The sequence below is a fragment of the Nocardioides sp. YJ-D4 genome, assembly GCF_054031495.1.
On sequence record NZ_CM132932.1, the window covers coordinates 770,841 to 786,454 of the forward strand.

16 protein-coding genes are annotated in these 15,614 nt (G+C 70.3%); 5 read left to right on the forward strand and 11 right to left on the reverse strand.

Annotation, left to right across the window (positions count from 1 at the left end):
- The first annotated feature begins 87 nt into the window (after positions 1-87).
- A complete protein-coding gene (locus tag ACW14X_RS03730) occupies positions 88-957 on the forward strand; it encodes a LysR family transcriptional regulator (protein ID WP_457164774.1) in 870 nt (289 codons plus the stop codon).
- A gap of 4 nt (positions 958-961) precedes the next feature.
- On the opposite strand, the gene ACW14X_RS03735 is transcribed toward ACW14X_RS03730, so the two are convergent.
- Positions 962-1,606, reverse strand: a complete 645-nt coding sequence (locus ACW14X_RS03735) for a DUF3159 domain-containing protein (protein ID WP_457166043.1) — start codon at positions 1,604-1,606, stop codon at positions 962-964.
- A 226-nt stretch (positions 1,607-1,832) separates the two neighbouring features.
- Here ACW14X_RS03735 and ACW14X_RS03740 point away from each other — a divergent pair, with 226 nt between their 5' ends.
- Complete coding sequence (locus tag ACW14X_RS03740) at positions 1,833-3,587, forward strand: histidinol-phosphatase (protein ID WP_457164775.1); 1,755 nt, start codon at positions 1,833-1,835, stop codon at positions 3,585-3,587.
- A complete protein-coding gene (locus ACW14X_RS03745; RefSeq protein WP_457164776.1) occupies positions 3,584-4,129 on the forward strand; it encodes a hypothetical protein in 546 nt (181 codons plus the stop codon). The genes ACW14X_RS03740 and ACW14X_RS03745 overlap by 4 nt, the downstream gene beginning before the upstream one ends.
- Positions 4,130-4,132: 3 nt before the next feature.
- Here the strand turns inward: ACW14X_RS03745 and ACW14X_RS03750 are convergent, their stop codons facing one another.
- Entirely contained in the window at positions 4,133-4,762 is a 630-nt protein-coding gene (locus tag ACW14X_RS03750; protein WP_160024201.1) for a trimeric intracellular cation channel family protein, read from the reverse strand.
- 125 nt (positions 4,763-4,887) lie between these two features.
- Between ACW14X_RS03750 and sepH the strand changes: the two genes are divergently transcribed.
- Positions 4,888-5,994 (forward strand): septation protein SepH, encoded by a 1,107-nt coding sequence (gene sepH, locus ACW14X_RS03755; protein ID WP_457164777.1) that lies wholly within the window; start codon positions 4,888-4,890, stop codon positions 5,992-5,994.
- 158 nt (positions 5,995-6,152) lie between these two features.
- The gene (locus ACW14X_RS03760) at positions 6,153-7,835 is read left to right on the forward strand and encodes an alkaline phosphatase D family protein (RefSeq protein ID WP_457164778.1); all 1,683 of its coding nucleotides are present in this window, start codon (positions 6,153-6,155) and stop codon (positions 7,833-7,835) included.
- A 152-nt stretch (positions 7,836-7,987) separates the two neighbouring features.
- Here the strand turns inward: ACW14X_RS03760 and ACW14X_RS03765 are convergent, their stop codons facing one another.
- From ACW14X_RS03765 to ACW14X_RS03805, 9 genes are all read right to left on the reverse strand, one after another.
- Positions 7,988-8,632, reverse strand: coding sequence for a thymidine kinase (locus tag ACW14X_RS03765; RefSeq protein WP_141794014.1), 645 nt, complete (start codon positions 8,630-8,632; stop codon positions 7,988-7,990).
- A 10-nt stretch (positions 8,633-8,642) separates the two neighbouring features.
- Positions 8,643-9,278, reverse strand: coding sequence for a CGNR zinc finger domain-containing protein (locus ACW14X_RS03770; RefSeq protein ID WP_400468268.1), 636 nt, complete (start codon positions 9,276-9,278; stop codon positions 8,643-8,645).
- Positions 9,279-9,294: 16 nt separating this feature from the next.
- Positions 9,295-9,921, reverse strand: coding sequence for a pyridoxamine 5'-phosphate oxidase family protein (locus ACW14X_RS03775; RefSeq protein ID WP_457164779.1), 627 nt, complete (start codon positions 9,919-9,921; stop codon positions 9,295-9,297).
- Between the two features lie 151 nt (positions 9,922-10,072).
- Complete coding sequence (locus ACW14X_RS03780) at positions 10,073-11,197, reverse strand: alkaline phosphatase family protein (RefSeq protein WP_160024206.1); 1,125 nt, start codon at positions 11,195-11,197, stop codon at positions 10,073-10,075.
- A gap of 7 nt (positions 11,198-11,204) precedes the next feature.
- The gene (locus tag ACW14X_RS03785; RefSeq protein ID WP_160024207.1) at positions 11,205-11,789 is read right to left on the reverse strand and encodes a DUF5998 family protein; all 585 of its coding nucleotides are present in this window, start codon (positions 11,787-11,789) and stop codon (positions 11,205-11,207) included.
- A 33-nt stretch (positions 11,790-11,822) separates the two neighbouring features.
- Entirely contained in the window at positions 11,823-14,525 is a 2,703-nt protein-coding gene (locus ACW14X_RS03790; protein WP_457164780.1) for a bifunctional acetate--CoA ligase family protein/GNAT family N-acetyltransferase, read from the reverse strand.
- Between the two features lie 33 nt (positions 14,526-14,558).
- Complete coding sequence (locus ACW14X_RS03795) at positions 14,559-14,960, reverse strand: PIN domain-containing protein (protein WP_160024209.1); 402 nt, start codon at positions 14,958-14,960, stop codon at positions 14,559-14,561.
- The gene (locus ACW14X_RS03800) at positions 14,957-15,229 is read right to left on the reverse strand and encodes a type II toxin-antitoxin system Phd/YefM family antitoxin (RefSeq protein WP_160024210.1); all 273 of its coding nucleotides are present in this window, start codon (positions 15,227-15,229) and stop codon (positions 14,957-14,959) included. The genes ACW14X_RS03795 and ACW14X_RS03800 overlap by 4 nt, the downstream gene beginning before the upstream one ends.
- 47 nt (positions 15,230-15,276) lie before the next feature.
- Positions 15,277-15,504, reverse strand: coding sequence for a type II toxin-antitoxin system VapB family antitoxin (locus ACW14X_RS03805; protein WP_160024211.1), 228 nt, complete (start codon positions 15,502-15,504; stop codon positions 15,277-15,279).
- Positions 15,505-15,614: the final 110 nt, after the last annotated feature.

Genomic DNA, 15,614 nt, shown 5'->3' on the forward strand with positions numbered 1-15,614 from the left:
GGTCGGTTCGGCTTTCATCTCCCAGCCTGACCCGACTCCAGCGAACACTCAAACAGATAGTACTGCTGCTTGCTAGCATCAACAGTGATGGAAATCGGACAGCTCCGCTACTTCGTCGCCGTCGTCGACCACGGCTCGTTCACGGCCGCGGCGCAGCGGCTCCACGTCAGCCAGTCGGGCATCAGTGCCCAGCTGGCCAAGCTCGAGCGTGAGCTCGGCCACGACCTGCTCGTCCGGGGTCCCCGCAACGTACGTCTCACCCATGCCGGCGAGACACTCCTCCCCCGCGCTCGCGACGCGATCCGGGCGATCGAGGGTGTGCGGCAGAGCGCCGACGAGCTGAGCGACCTGATCCACGGCCAGGTACGCCTCGGGATGATCGCCGGCTGCACCATCCCCGGCTTCCTCGACGCCGTCGCCACCTTCCACCGGGAGCATCCCGGGGTCAGCGTCGAGCTCGTCGAGGACACCTCCGACCGCCTCCAGCGACGTACGCTGGCCGGCGAGCTCGATCTCAGCCTGATCTCCCACGCGGGGCCCGTCATCGACGGCCTGGCCACCGAGTCCGTCAGCGACGAGCGGCTCGCTGTGATCACGCCGGCCGGCCACCGCCTCGCCGGCGCCCGGCCGAGGCTCGCCGACCTCCACGAGGAGACGGTGCTCTGCATCCCGCCGGGCACGGGGATCCGTACGGCCCTGGAGCAGTCGTGCGCGCGGGCGGGCGTGGCACCGAAGGTCGACCTGTCCGGGTCCAACCCGGAGACGCTGCTCGGGCTGACCGCCCGCGGGCTGGGCGTCTGCGTGCTGGCCGAGTCGATGGCGGCCGGGACCGACCTGGTCGCGACGCCGATCGTCGACGCGGAGGTGCGCGCCGGCCTCGCACTCGTGGTCCGCGACGGTGACCAGCAGCGCGCCACCCGGCGGCTCTACGACCTGCTCCGCACCGCCCTGTCCTGAGGGCTCAGGCGGCCTGCGGGTGGCGCAGCCCCGGATGGTCCTCGGGCAGCGAGCGCCGCAGGACGACCCAGCTCACCAGCAGGCACAGCGCGACCAGCGGCCAGCTGAGCGCGACCCGGGCGATCGCCAGGGCGACCACGTCGCCCGACCACCACAGCGGACCGAAGACGGCGACCCGGATGACGTACTGACACACCCAGACCCAGCTCGCCAGCGCATAGCCCCGCAGCAGGACGGGATCGCGCCGCCAGGCCCCGCGCTGACGCAGCACCAGGCCGACGACCACGCCGAGCAGCGGCCAGCGGAACGCGATGCTGACCACCCACACCAGGGCGCTGGCGGCGTTGGCGGCGAGCTGGACCACGAAGAAGTCCTCCGCCCGGCCCGTACGCAGCGCGATCATCGCCGCGACCGCGACCCCGGCCACGCCCAGCAGCACCGCGCGCGGCTTGCGACCCTTCCGCCACTGCCACACGGCCACGACCGCGGCCACCGCGAGCGCCACCACGGTCGCGATCCACAGCTCTCCGCTGACCAGCCAGCCGGCCGCGAACGCGACCGGCGGGACGGTGGCGTCGATCGCACCACGCGCGCCTCCGAGGAGGTCGGCGAGCGTCTCGGCGTCTTCGTTGCTGCGGTCGGTGGTCATCACGGGAGTAAGGCTAGCCTTACTTGCAAGGATGCGTGACGCCTCGGTCGGCGTCAGCGACTTCTCGGCCGACGCGAGTGACGCCTCGGCCGACGGGGGTGACGCCTCGGCAAAATTTCACCGGGAGGGCAACCGGTGGACGTACGTCGGCCATCCGGCGCCGCTTTGCTCTGAGCGCCGCTGCTCGGGCACGCGGGAGACGCCCTATCCAAGCGGAGGATTCAACGTGTCACACGAGCACCACCCCCACTCGCACGGGCCGGAGGGGCACCACCACGCCCATGCGCACGGCCACGACCACACTCACTCCCACGAGGTCGACGAGATCACCCTCGCCGCCTCCTCGGACGCGTCCGACAGCGACCTGCGTCCCGCCGAGGTGACCCGGCGCAACCTGCTCCGCGCCGCCGGCATCGCGGGCGCCGTGACGGCCGGGATGGCGGGCATGACCGGGGTGACCCCGGCGATGGCCGAGACCGCCACGACCGCCACCGCGAAGAGCGGCAACCGGGCCACGATCCGGCACTGGCTGGCCGGCGACCACCACATCCACACCCAGTACAGCTCGGATGCGATGTACCGGGTCATCGACCAGGCACAGCACGGGGCCGCGTACGGCCTGGACTGGCTGGTCATCACCGACCACGGCGGCGCGACCCACGCCAAGCTCGGCGTCGACCTGGTCAACCCCGACATCGTGGCCGCGCGCAAGGTGCTCAAGGACACCCTGATCTTCCAGGGTCTGGAGTGGAACATCCCGGCCGCCGAGCACGGCACCGTCTTCGTCGCGCCGGGCGCCAACGAGGTCGCGGTGCTCAAGCAGTTCGAGAACGACTACGACGGCTCCGTCAAGGGCGCCAGCGGCAACTCCCCGCAGAACGAGGCGCTCGCCGTCGCCGGCATCCAGTGGCTCGGCAAGCAGGTCGACAAGCGCCGCGTCGCGGACGCGCTCTTCCTGGCCAACCACCCCGCCCGCAACGGCATCGACAGCCCCCACGAGGTACGTGCCTGGCGCGACGCCGACCCGCGGATCGCGATCGGCTGGGAGGGCGCGCCCGGCCACCAGGCGGCGGGACTGCCCGCCGGCTACGGCCCGGGCAGCGCCCGCGGCTACTACGGCAACTCGGCCGGCCCGAACTCCTTCCCCGGATACCCCGCTGAGTCCTACCGCTCCTGGGGCGGCTTCGACTGGTTCACCTCGACCGTCGGCGGCCTGTGGGACTCGCTGCTCGCCGAGGGCAAGCCGTGGTCGATCAGCGCCAACTCCGACTCCCACGTCAACTGGGGCACCACCTCGCGCCGCCCCGACGGGTCGGACTCGGCCTCCTTCAACGCCAACGGCCGCTACGGCGACCCGGTCTACGCCGGCTCCCTGAACACCACCGCCGGTGACTTCTGGCCGGGCTACTACAGCCGCACCCACGTCGGCGCCTCCGAGCGCAGCTACGGCGCGGTCATGAAGGGCCTGCGCAACGGCCGCGTCTGGGTCGACCACGGCGCGCTGGTGAAGTCGGTCGACGTACGCGTCGTCTCCTCCGACGGTGGCTCCGAGAGCCTCGGCGGCACCCTGAAGACGAAGAAGGGCAGCCGGATCTCGCTGGTCGTCACCATCGCCGCCCAGGACGTCCCGAACTGGTCGCAGTTCGTCCCGAGCCTCAACCGGGTCGACGTGATCCGGGGCGCGGTCGACCCGACGTACGTCTCCGACCGCGACACCTGGAAGGCGCCCGACACGAAGGTGATCGAGCAGACCGACACCTCGGGCCGCACCGGCACCTTCCAGCTGCGCTACGACCTCGGTCGTGTCGAGGAGGCGTTCTACGTACGTGTCCGCGGCACCGACGCCAATCGGTCCCAGCCCGGCTACCTCGGCGCCGGCATCGACCCGGCCGGTCCCGCCATCGACGTCGTCGGCGACGCCGACCCGTGGGTCGACCTGTGGTTCTACACCAACCCGGTCTGGGTCGTCCCGACTCGATGACCACCCGACGCCTGGCCGTCGATGCCGACGCCCGGGACCTCGCCGCCGCCGAGCATCTCGTCCATCGCCTGGACGAGGTGCTCGGCGCGGGGCAGCCCGAGGATGCGTACGTCATCAGCACCCATGTCGTGCGCGAGCCGACCGGCCGCCTCGTCGCCATCCTGGACTGGCCCGACGGCCCGACGGTCGAGGAGCTGACCGCGCTTCTCGCCGACCGGCTCCCTGAGGCGTACGTCACCACCACCGACTCCCCCGCGATCGACGAGGCCGCCGCGCGCAGCGCCGGGCGGCTGGCCCGCTACCCGGGACGCACCACGATCGAGACCGTGACCACGGTGGCCGCCGTCGAGGCGGACAGCGTCGTCGACGCCGTCGAGGGCCTGGCCGGAATCTCGCTGGACCCCGGGGACACCCTCGATCTCACCGGGTTCGCGCGGCCGGTGTGGCGCGAGGGGCGCTGCGTACTCCTGGTCCAGCGCTCCGCCACCGGTCTGGTGCCGTTCGAGATGCGCCACCAGATCCCCTGCTGCTCGGACCACTGAGGCTCATACCGACGCGGAGCCTCGCGGCAGCGGCGCCTCCCAGTGGCGCCACATCGCCAGCAGGCGCCAGCCGGCGCAGACGACGAAGGCGACGGCCATGACCAGCGACTGCGGCAGGGCGAGGACCAGGCCGAAGGCCACCACCGCGGCGCCGGCGAAGGCGGGGATGGCGTAGAAGACGCTGCGTCGCAGGATGATCGGCACCTGGCCGGCGAGCACGTCGCGGATCACCCCGCCGCCCACGCCGGTGGCCAGCCCCATGATCGCGGCCGCCATCGGGGAGAGCCCGTAGTCGAGTCCCTTGACCGCCCCGGCGATGACGAACAGCCCCAGGCCGAGGGCGTCGAAGACGTTGATCATCGGCCCGAGCCGGCCCAGCGCGGGGTGGAAGTAGAAGGTCAGCAGACCGGCTGTCATCGGCACCACGAGGTAGCGCCAGTCGGAGAGCGCGGCGACCGGGGTCGCGCCGATGGCCATGTCACGCAGGAAGCCGCCGCCGAGGCCGGTGACGCAGGCGAGAACGATCACGCCGAAGATGTCGAGCTCCTTGCGGACCGCCATCAGGCCGCCGGAGAGCGCGAAGACGAAGCACCCGACCAGGTCGAGCACGAGGAGGGTCAGCGTCTGTTCCACCGCCAAATGGTCGCCTCGCTCGCCCCAAAAACCCCAAATGCCACGGCCACGCGGCATGGGCACCCCATACGATGAAGGTCCGTGGCGTAGGGTCGTCACAACCCGTATCTAGAATTGAGAAGAGGATGTCAGCCGAAGGATTGCCCCTGACTCCGGGCCAGCTCGAAGAGCAGGCTCCGGATGAGGCTGGACCCGTCCTTCTGCGGCTCATCTCGGTCAGTGACGATGGTTTACGCATGCTTCTCGTCGATGACGAGGACCGTGAATACACCGCCGACATCGACGACCGTCTCCGTGCAGCACTCGAGGCTGTGTCGACCCGCCGATCGGAGCAAACCGTGAACAAGACCCCGAGCAGCAGCCTGCGGCCCCGTGACATTCAGACCCGTATTCGTTCGGGCGAGAGTGCCGAGGAGGTCGCCGCTGTCGCCGGCACCACGGTCGAGAAGATCTTGGCCTTCGCCGGCCCCGTCCTCGCCGAGCGCGAGCACATGGCACAGCGCGCCCAGCAGGCTTCCGTGCGCCGTCGGCCCGGTGAGGCCGCCAGCACCGCCCGCACTCTGGGCGAGGCGGTCAGCGCCCACTTCCAGACGATGTACGTCGACCCCGAGTCGGTGAACTGGGACTCCTACCGGCGCCCCGATGGACGCTGGAAGCTCACCGGTGAGTACGAGACTCCAGAGCGCTCCGGCATCGCCGAGCTGACCTACGACGCCCCGGGCAACTTCGTCGAGCTCGACAACGACGACGCCCGCTGGCTGACCGGCGAGAAGCTCGAGGCCGCAGCGCCCGAGCCCGAGCCGATCACCGACGACATGCTCGCCGCGCGGCGCCGCCGCGCCCAGAGCTCGACCCCTCCTGCCCAGGCCCCGGCCGCGCAGGCTCCGGCAGCGCCGGCCGCCCCTGTCCAGGCGCCGGCTCCGGTCACTCCTCCCCCGGCTCCCCAGCCGGTCAAGGAGGCCAAGACCGCCAAGACGGCTCACGTGGATGTCGACACCCCGCTCGAGGCGTTCTTGGGCGACGAGTCCCCGACCGGCAAGCAGGCGCCGGTCCCGGCCGAGCCCGAGCTCGAGCCGACGGTCGTCGAGCCCGCGGCCGCCGAGGCTCCCGCCGAGCCCGAGCAGCCCGACGAGGCTCAGCAGAAGCCGGCCAAGAAGTCGTCCGCGCGCCGTAAGCGCGCCTCGGTCCCGAGCTGGGACGAGATCATGTTCGGCGGCGGCAAGTCGGAGTGAACCGACTGGTGTGAACCCGTTCACGGACCGGCCATCGGCCGGTCCGTGTTACGTCGGCGACCCGACCCGACAGAGTCGGCAGCGGGTCGGGCGCAGTTCACGCGCCCCCGATGAAGTGAGTGGAGGCAAGCACTTCCACCCTTCTCGGAGGCCCCCCGATGTTCCTGCCCGACTCGCTGAGCCGACGCTCCCTCCTCTCCAGCACCGCCACGACCGGCTTCGCCGCATCCGCAGCCATGCTGCTCGGCACCGGCTCGATCCCCGCCGACGCGGTGTCCGTCAAGGGCGCCACGTCGCTCTCCGGCTACCCGTTCACCATGGGCGTCGCCTCCGGCGACCCGCTCCCCAACTCCGTCGTCCTCTGGACCCGCCTCGCCCCCGAACCGCTCGCCGCCGATGGTCTCGGTGGCATGCCGCAGGAGCCGGTCAAGGTCCGCTGGCAGGTCGCCGAGGACCCGCGCTTCCGCAAGGTCGTGAAGTCCGGCACCGTCACCGCCACCCCGAACTTCGGTCACTCGGTCCACCCGGAGGTCTGGGGCCTGCGTCCCGGCCGTGACTACTGGTACCGCTTCCTGGCCGCCGGCGAGGTCAGCCAGACGGGGCACACCCGGACCGCCCCGGCGTACGGCTCCTCGCTCTCGCAGATGAGCTTCGCCTTCGCCTCCTGCGCGCTCTACAGCCACGGCTTCTACACCGCTTACCGGCACCTGGCCGACGAGGACGTCGACGTCGTCTTCCACCTGGGCGACTACCTGTACGAGTCCGGCGTCACCCCCGAGAACAACTGGCGCAACACCCCGGTCTCCCCCGCCGTCGGCGGGGAGACGCTCGACCTGGCGCGCTACCGCCTGCAGTACGGCCTCTACAAGTCCGACCCGGACCTGATGGCCGCCCACCAGTCCCACGCGTTCGTGGTCGCGCCCGACGACCACGAGGTCGAGAACAACTGGGCCGACGAGACGCCCGAGGAGCGGAGCCAGTCCCAGGGCGAGCTGTGGATGCCGCGGCGTACGGCCGCCTTCCAGGCCTACTACGAGCACCTGCCGTTCCGCGCCAGCTCGCTGCCGGACGGTCCGGACATGCAGATCTACCGGAGCCTGCGCTACGGCGACCTGGTCGACTTCAACGTGCTCGACACCCGGCAGTACCGCGACGACCAGGCGTACGCCGACGGCAGCGACCCCGCCGGCCCGGAGCTGACCCCGGACATCTATGACCCGTCACGCTCGATGATGGGCTTCGAGCAGGAGGCATGGCTCCAGCGCAGCTGGCGGCAGTCGTCCGCCCGCTGGCAGGTGCTCGCCAACCAGGCGCCGATGGCGGAGACCGACCTCGACGAGACTTCCGCCAAGACGCTCTACATGGATCCCTGGGACGGCTACATCGCCAACCGCAACCGGCTCCTCGAGGGTGCTCGCACCAGCGGCATCGACAACCTCGTCGTCATCACCGGCGACCGCCACCACAACTACGCCAGCAACCTGCTCGCCGACTATGACGACCCCGAGTCGGCCGTCGTCGGCAGCGAGTTCGTCGGCACCTCCATCGCCAGCGGCGGCGACGGTGCCGACATGACCACCGGCGGCGAGTCCCTGCTGCGGGCCAACGACCACCTGAAGTTCTTCAACAGCCAGCGGGGCTACGTACGCGTCAAGGTCACGCCCGAGGAGCTCTCCAGCGACTTCCGGGTCGTGCCGTACGTCCAGCGCCCGGGCGCCCCGATCTCCACCCGCGCGACCTACGTCGTCGAGAACGGCCGCCCCGGCGTCCAGCTCGACACCCAGAACACCCCCGTCGGGACGAGGTACGCCGACGTGCCCATGCCGACGCTCAACCGCTAGCCACCGCTGGTCGAGCCGCCGGAGCCGCTAGGCGGAGGCGTGTCGAGACCAACACGGTCCTATCGAGCGCCGATGGAACCGTGTTGGTCTCGACACGCTCGGCCGCAGGCGGCCTCGCGGCTCGACCAGCGTGGCGGCTCGACCAGCGGGGGTCAGCCGAACGGCAGCGGCTCGGGCACCAGGGAGACCGACTGGGCCCGGGCCGCGGTCAGCCGGCGGCGGTGGTGCTGGCGGCAGAGGACCTCGTAGGAGACCGCGCTGGGGGCCTCGTCGGTGTCGCCGACGACGACCTGGTCGCCCTCGGTGACCATGACGCCGTCCTCGACGCGGGCGTTGTGGGTTGCCCGCTTGCCGCACCAGCACAGCGCCTCGACCTGCAGCACCTCCGTACGGTCGGCGAGCTCGACCAGACGAGCGGCGCCCGGGAAGAGCCGGGTGCGGAAGTCGGTGAGGATGCCGAAGCAGAAGACGTCGATCTGCAGCTCGTCGGTGATTTTGGCGAGCGCCTCGATCTGCTCGGGCGTGTAGAACTGCGCCTCGTCACAGATCATGTAGTCGATCCGGGCGCCGTGGGTCAGCGAGTCGACGGCGTGGCGCCAGAAGTCGAAGTCGTCGGTGACCTCGATCGCGTCGTGGGTCAGCCCCAGCCGCGAGGTGACCACCGCCTCGCCGGAGCGGTCGTGGGCGGTGAAGATCAGCCCCACCCTGCCGCGAGCGGCGTGATTGTGGTTGGTCTGCAGCGCGAGGGTCGACTTCCCTGCGTCCATCGTCCCGGTCCAGAAGGTCAGCTCAGCCACTCACGGAAGCCTAGTGGTCCGCGCCCCGGCTCGTGGCAGGACCCTCATGGCTGGACTTGTTCCGTCGGTAGTGGCGCGCGACTCGTGCCCGGTTGCCACAGCCCTCGGAGCACCACTCGCGCCGTGGGTGGTCGCGCACGAAGTAGAGGACGCAGCCGGGGCCACCGCACGCGCGCAGCTGGTGGGGCGCCTGCTGGGTCAGCACCTCAGATCCTTCCAGCGCGACCAGGTTCAGCTCCCGCTGCAGGCCGGAGCCGTCGGTGCGCCACCCGCGCGCGTAGCCGCCCTGCCGGCCGTGGCGCAGGGTGGGTGCGCAGTGGGACACGAACTCGTTGAGCACCGCGAGCGCCGCTTCGGCGCTGAGCCCCTCCGAGACGCTGTGCGGCCGGCTGTCGCCGGTCACGTCCGCGGCCAGCCGGCGCAGGGCGTCCCGCAGCGCCCGAGCCCGGCCATGGTCGTGCTCGTCCAGGTCCGGATGGCACCCGAGACCCGCCACCTCTGCCCAGGCGCGGAGATGCGCCACGCTCTCCAGCGAGTCACGGACGGTGGTCCGCTCGGCCCAGATCGTGTTCATGAGGCGTACGGCCCGGGGTTGGGTCGGATACAGCACGGGCACCTGCAGCTCCACGGCCACCTCTTCCGTCATCGATCTAATGGTCAGTCTAGGTCTCAGGCGTTATGTGGTCACGCGGGACGGCCAGCTGGGCCTCGAGCTGGCTGATCCGTTCGGTCAGCTCCGCGACGGTGTGCCTGGCGGCCGCCAGGGGCACCAGCTGCGGGATGTGCTGCTTGCAGTTCCAGTCGTACGCCTCGACGTCGATCAGGATCCCGCGCTCGACCCGCGCCGAGCTTCCGACCGGAGCCAGCGAGTCGACCAGCTCGGGGTCGTCCTCGAGCTCGACGACCCGCGCGCGGCCGAAGATCTTCATCCTGGCCTGCAGCTGGTAGTCGATCAGGAACAGGGAGACCCGCTCGTCGTGGTCGAGGTTGCCGCGGGTGATGTACTGCCGATTGCCCCGAAAGTCGGCGAACCCCAGCGTGATCTCGTCGATCACCTTCAGGAACCCGGGCGGCCCTCCGCGGTGTTGCACGTAGGGCCACCCGGTCTCGCTGACGGTGGCCAGGAAGAAGCTGTCCCGCGACGAGATGAAGGCGGCCTCGCCCCTCCCGATCCGGTCCGGCACGCTGTCGGTCCCAGCCATGCGTGCGTACGCCGCGGCGCTCCCGTGGATCGACTGATGCTCTGCCACCAGCGGCGTGAACGCGACCTGCCCGTAGTGCCCGGTCATCGCCGGCCCTCGACTCTGTGCTCACCCATGACAAACCCCTTCCGTCCGGAAACAGCGAGTCGCTGCTAATGGATATACATGATGTAACCATTAGCAGCGACTGGCATTCCCGTCCGGCGGAGGTTTTCGCGCCGGGGCGCCTGGAACGGGGCTAGGAGACCAGCAGTGGGATGAGCATCTCGTCGGGCGTCAGTGAGCCGTGCAACCCGACCAGCGTCGTCTCGTACTGGAACAGGCTCGTCGAGACGACCGCGTGCTCGCCGTGGGAGGCGACGATGACGTCGCCGAGCCGCGGCAGCACCGACGGGGTGACCGGCCCGAACCATCCGCGCCGGATCGCGGTCTCCCGGGTCATCACGTCGGCCTTGTCTCCCAGCGTCTCCGACCAGGTCGCGACCACGTCGTCGACGGCGCCGCGCGAGCAGTAGAGATGCCGGAAACGCGCCTCGCCGCCGACCAGCGCGACCCCGTGGCGCAGCTCGGGGAAGTCGTCGATGTCGGTGCGGGAGGTGGCGGGCGAGTCGACCATGCCGTGGTCGGCGAGCACCAGGAGGCGTACGGACGGGTCCAGGGCGTCTCGCAGCTGCTCGGCCTCGGCGTCGATCATCGAGAGCTGCTGCAGCCAGGGCGAGGAGGCGACGCCGTACTTGTGGCCGGTCCAGTCCAGGTCGCCGTCGTAGAGGTAGGTGAGCGACCCAGGCACCCGCGAGAGCGCGACCGCCGAGGCGATCCGCTCGCCGACCCGGTCGGCTCCGACGAACTCCGCGCCCCGGTGGGCGGCGATGGTCAGTCCCGAGCCGCCGAAGACGCGCTTGTTGATCACGGTGACCGGCACGCCGGCCTCGCTCAGGCGCTGGAAGACGGTCTGGTTGGGCTGCCACTCGACCGGGTCGATGTCCTTGCGCCACTGCAGCGCGTTGAGCAGGTGCTCGGTGCCCGGGATCCGGGAGGTGTAGCCGACCAGCCCGTGTCCGCCGGGCGTCAGCCCGGTGCCGAACGAGGTCAGGCTGGTCGCCGTCGTCGACGGGACCCCGGCCGTACCGTCCTTCTGGTTCTCGCTCAACGAGGCCAGGAACGGCGCCGCGTGAGCGTAGCGGCGCAGCAGGTTGGTGCCCATCCCGTCGACGAGGAAGACGACGTACGCAGCAGCCGAGGGCAGCTCGAGACCGGATCTCGCCTCGGAGGTGCCCAACGGGACGTCCATGGCGGCGGCGACCGCCGGCAGGACATCACCCAGTGAGCGCTCCCCGTAGGCGGGGGCGAGAAACCCGGTCACCGGCCCCTCACCGGCTGTGGGTGCGAGCCGAGAGCGATTCCGCGAAGGAGAGCAGGCGGTCGACCGAGTCGTGACCGTCGGCCGCGGCCGAGACGCGCAGCGAGAAGTCGTCCGGGGTGAGCACGCCGGTGTAGCCGTGGTCGGCGTCGCAGTTGGGGTCGGAGCAGCCCGCGGGCTCGAGGTCGACGCGGTTGACGCCGCCCCAGCCGATGGTCATGACCACCTCGGCCGGCTTGCTCGATCCCTTTGTCGGGTTGGTGATCATCCGGGTCACCACCACGGAGTTCACCGAGTCGATGCGTACGGCCTCGGTCGAGGTCGAGGTGTAGGGCTCGGGCAGGAGGTCGTCGCCGGCGTGCTCGTCGGTGTGGGCCAGGATCAGCCGCGTCGGGGTCAGCACCAGCACGGAGAGGTGGCGGCGCACCTCGTCACGGTCGAACGTCGGCTCGTGGTGCAGGAAGAAGGAGGACACCTTCTCTCCGGCCACTGCGGAGGCGACGCAGTCGGCCACCACCTCGGGGTAGTAGCCGGTGCGGTCGATCTCGGCGCGCAGGTCGTCGGCGCGGTCGAGATCATCGGTGCGGGTGCTCATGACACCCATCCTTCCACGGCGTCCCACGGTGGCCTAGCCGGGCAGTGTGTCGCCCACCGCGGGGTTGAGGCGGCGTACGAACCAGTCGGAGCGCGGATCGGCGACCAGGTCGACCCTGGCGCTGGCGGTGAGGACGGCGGATCCCTCGAGCCCGACGAGGACCAGCGAGAGGTCGAGCGAGGAGATCTGGGGCAGGTCGTTCTGCAGCTGGGCGACCCTGAGGACGAGCCGCTCGATCTCGTCGACGTCGACCATGTCACCGCCGCGGTAGCCGAAGAGCATCGGCGCGGCCTTGATCTCGCGCACCATCGAGGCGGCATCGCGCTCGGACAGCGGCGGGATCCGGTAGGCCTTGTCGGCCACCAGCTCGGTGATCGGGCCGGCGATGCCGAAGGAGACCACGGGGCCGAACAGCGGGTCCTCCATCGAGCGGATCGCGACCGGGACGCCCGGAGGCGCCGTGCGCTGCACGGTGAACCCGCCGGTCTCGGGCGGGATCCGGCTGGTGATCAGGTCCCAGGCCTCGGTCATCTCGTCGACGTCGTCGATGTTGCGTACGACGTGGGCCTGGTCGGGCCGCTCCCGGACGCTCTCGACGGTCGCCTTGAGGACGACACCCCAGCCGAGGTCCTCGCCGGCGCCGATCGCCTGCTCGAGGGTGCTGACGCTGTGGGTGTTCCACAGCTTGATCCCGTAGGCGGCCAGTACCATGCCCAGGTCCTCGCGGCTCAGGTCGCCCCCGGCCGGGCGCGCGGCGAGCACGTCGGTGACGATCTTGCGCGCCGTGCGCGGGTCGCACTCGTCGGTGCTGAGCCACGGCGTCTCGCCGTCGGCGGAGCGCAGCCACACGGCGTACTCCACGACCTTGGCCAGGGCGCGTACGGCCGACTCCACCGAGGAGTAGGACGGCACCGAGCCGCGACCGGCGGTCGAACCGGCGACGTCGGGGACGCGGAGCAGCTCGGGGACACCCTCGGCACCCAGGAAGCTGGTGACCAGCGGCTTGTCGGACTGCTCCCCCACCGCGGCGAGCACGTTGGCGATCTCCTCGCCGGAGACGTTGAGCGGCGGGATGTAGACCGAGATCACCGCGTCGACCTCGGGGTCGTCGATGGCCGCGTCGAGCGCGTCCTCGAAGTCCTCGGCGCTCGGCTCGGTGGGCAGCGGGACCTGCTTGTTGACCTGCAGACCCGCCGAGACGGCCGCGTCGGCGGCCAGCAGGCCCAGGGCGTCGGAGTTGCCGACGATGGCCACCCGCCGGCCGCGCGGGAGCGGCTGGTGGGCGAGGAGCTGGGCGACGTCGAACATCTCGTCGAGGGTGTCGACCTGGATGATCCCGGCCTGGCGGAACATCGCGTCGACCGCCGCCGGCGGGGCGCTGATCTTGCGGACCGCGTGACCCATCGGCACACCCTGGGTGGTGCGCCCGGAACGAACCGCGACGATCGGCTTGCGCAGCGAGACGCGGCGGGCGATGCGGGAGAACTTCCGCGGGTTACCGATCGACTCCAGGTACATCATCACGACCTCGGTCGAGACGTCCTCCTCCCAGTACTGCAGGAGGTCGTTGCCGGAGACGTCGGCGCGGTTTCCGGCGCTGACGAAGGTCGACAGGCCCAGGCCTCGGTTGTTGACCTTCTCCAGGATCGCGGAGCCGAGCGCACCCGACTGGCAGAAGAAGCCCGCGCGGCCGCGCGGCGGCATCGTCGGGGCGAGGCTGGCGTTGATCTTGACCTGGGGGTCGGTGTTGATGACGCCGAGCGCGTTGGGCCCGATCAGCCGCAGCCCGTAGGAGCGCGACAGGTTCACCAGCCGCCGCTGCCGCTGGCGGCCCTCCTCGCCGGTCTCGGCGAAGCCGCTGGAGATGACCACGAGCCCGTGGACGCCCTTGGCGGCACAGTCGAGCACGACGTCCTGGACGGCGTCGGCGGGAACCGCGACGATCGCCACGTCGACGTCGTCGGGGATGTCCTGGACGCTCTTGTAGGCCGGCATTCCGCTGACCGCGGTGGAGCTGGGGTTGACCATGTAGACCCGGCCGGTGAAGTCGCCGATCACCAGGTTGCGCACGAGTGCCTGGCCGACGGTCTCCTGCCGCCGGCTGGCGCCGATGACCGCGACCGAGCGCGGGTTGAAGAAGCGGTGGATCGATGCGGACTCGGCCTCGTGCTCGCGCAGGGCGAGGCGGCCGACCGCGGTGTCGGTGACATCGATCCCGAACTGCAGCGAGATGACCCCGTCCTCGTAGACGCTGGCGACCTTGTAGCCGGCGTCGCGGAAGGTCTGGATCATCCGCGCGTTGTCGGGGAGCACGTCGGCGGTGAACTTGGTGACCCCGCGCTCACGCCCGGCCTGGGCGAGGTGCTCGAGGAGGATCTGCGCGATCCCCCGGCCCTGGTAGTCGTCCTCGACGAGGAAGGCGACCTCGGCCTCGCCGGGCTTGACCACGTCGTAACGCCCGACGGCGATCATCCGGCCCCGCAGGGTCAGGATGAACGCCACCCGGTCCTTGTGGTCGACCTCGGTGAAGCGCGCGACGTCGCGCGCGGACAGGTGCGGCATCGGCGAGAAGAAGCGGTAGTACTTCGACTCGTCGCTGACCCGGTGGTCGTAGAAGTCGACCAGCAGGTCCTTGTCCGCCGACCGGATCGGACGGATGTGCGCCGTCCGCCCGTCGCGCAGCAGCACGTCCGCCTCCCAGTGGGAGGGGTACGGCGGGGTCTGCTGCGCGGTCACGAGAGAAATCTAGCGGTACGCACCAGTCGCCGCTCAGTCCACGACACCGAGACGTGGGGTCGGCGCGAGGACCGTGACCAGATGGGCGAAGGGCTTGAAGTCATCGGCGTTCAGCGTCATGACGCCGGCGCCGTGGCGGTGTGCCTGCGCAGCGATCAGGGCGTCCTTGCCTCTGACCTTGGCGCCCGTCGCCTTGGCTCCGGCCGCGACGAGGCCATAGGACCGCGTCGATTCCTTGTCCATGGGCAACCAGTCGAACCGTGCGTCGAGCTGGTTGAGGCGCTGGGTGCGTTTCGCGATCTGCTCGGGGCTCGTAGCGGCCTGGACGCCGAACTCCAGCTCAGCACGGGAAAGAATGCTGGCTGCGTACGCCTCACCAGCGTCGAAGAGGTAGCGGTCGTAGTCGATGAGGACGTTGGTATCGAGGATGATCACCGGCGGTCCCAGGGATCGGTGACCTCGTCGTCGAAAGTATCGGCGACATCAGCACGCCACGCATCGGCCTCGGCCGGGGTGAGGCCGGGTTCGTCAGCGTTCAGTACGTCGCCGAAGACCCAGCGGGCCGGACCAGCGTGCGTCGGGACCAAGCGCACGCCAGTCGCGTGGCCGTGCGCAGTGATCTCGAACTCCTCCCCGGTCTCCAGGACACGCTGGATCACGGAGTTGGGGTTCTGCTTGAGATCCCGGGTTCCGATCGTGTTCATGCACCCATCATAGGGCGGGGTGTAGACGTACGTCTACACCCCGGGTGTCAGTGACGTACGACGTTGGCGCGGTCGCGCTCGTTGAGCACCCGCCAGCCGTCATAGTCCCAGTTCCGCGCCAGCTTCTGGGCGTGCTTGGGAGCGTCGCCCTCATGGTTGCGGATGACGAGTTCGCGTACGGCGAACTCCACCGCCTCCTGGGGCGTGGTCGCGCCGGAGATCCGCTGGATCTCCTCGAGCAGCTCGGTGTCGAGCTCGATCTGGGTGACAGCCATCTTCAAGCACCTCCATGTGCGTTGAACCGGTGACTCCGGACGGATTGATCTCTACTGCCAATGTACGCGGATGAGCCGCATACGGAAGACCTACCCGGCTCTGATCCCGT

What these genes read in the sequence shown, in the direction of transcription:
- ACW14X_RS03775 (WP_457164779.1), bottom strand. Translation starts at nt 9,921, where the DNA reads ATGACCGGGCACTACGGGCAGGTCGCGTTCACGCCGCTGGTGGCAGAG.
- ACW14X_RS03800 (WP_160024210.1), bottom strand. Translation starts at nt 15,229, where the DNA reads ATGAACACGATCGGAACCCGGGATCTCAAGCAGAACCCCAACTCCGTG.
- ACW14X_RS03760 (WP_457164778.1), top strand. Translation starts at nt 6,153, where the DNA reads ATGTTCCTGCCCGACTCGCTGAGCCGACGCTCCCTCCTCTCCAGCACC.
- ACW14X_RS03770 (WP_400468268.1), bottom strand. Translation starts at nt 9,278, where the DNA reads ATGACGGAAGAGGTGGCCGTGGAGCTGCAGGTGCCCGTGCTGTATCCG.
- ACW14X_RS03730 (WP_457164774.1), top strand. Translation starts at nt 88, where the DNA reads ATGGAAATCGGACAGCTCCGCTACTTCGTCGCCGTCGTCGACCACGGC.
- sepH (WP_457164777.1), top strand. Translation starts at nt 4,888, where the DNA reads ATGTCAGCCGAAGGATTGCCCCTGACTCCGGGCCAGCTCGAAGAGCAG.
- ACW14X_RS03805 (WP_160024211.1), bottom strand. Translation starts at nt 15,504, where the DNA reads ATGGCTGTCACCCAGATCGAGCTCGACACCGAGCTGCTCGAGGAGATC.
- ACW14X_RS03785 (WP_160024207.1), bottom strand. Translation starts at nt 11,789, where the DNA reads ATGAGCACCCGCACCGATGATCTCGACCGCGCCGACGACCTGCGCGCC.
- ACW14X_RS03745 (WP_457164776.1), top strand. Translation starts at nt 3,584, where the DNA reads ATGACCACCCGACGCCTGGCCGTCGATGCCGACGCCCGGGACCTCGCC.
- ACW14X_RS03735 (WP_457166043.1), bottom strand. Translation starts at nt 1,606, where the DNA reads ATGACCACCGACCGCAGCAACGAAGACGCCGAGACGCTCGCCGACCTC.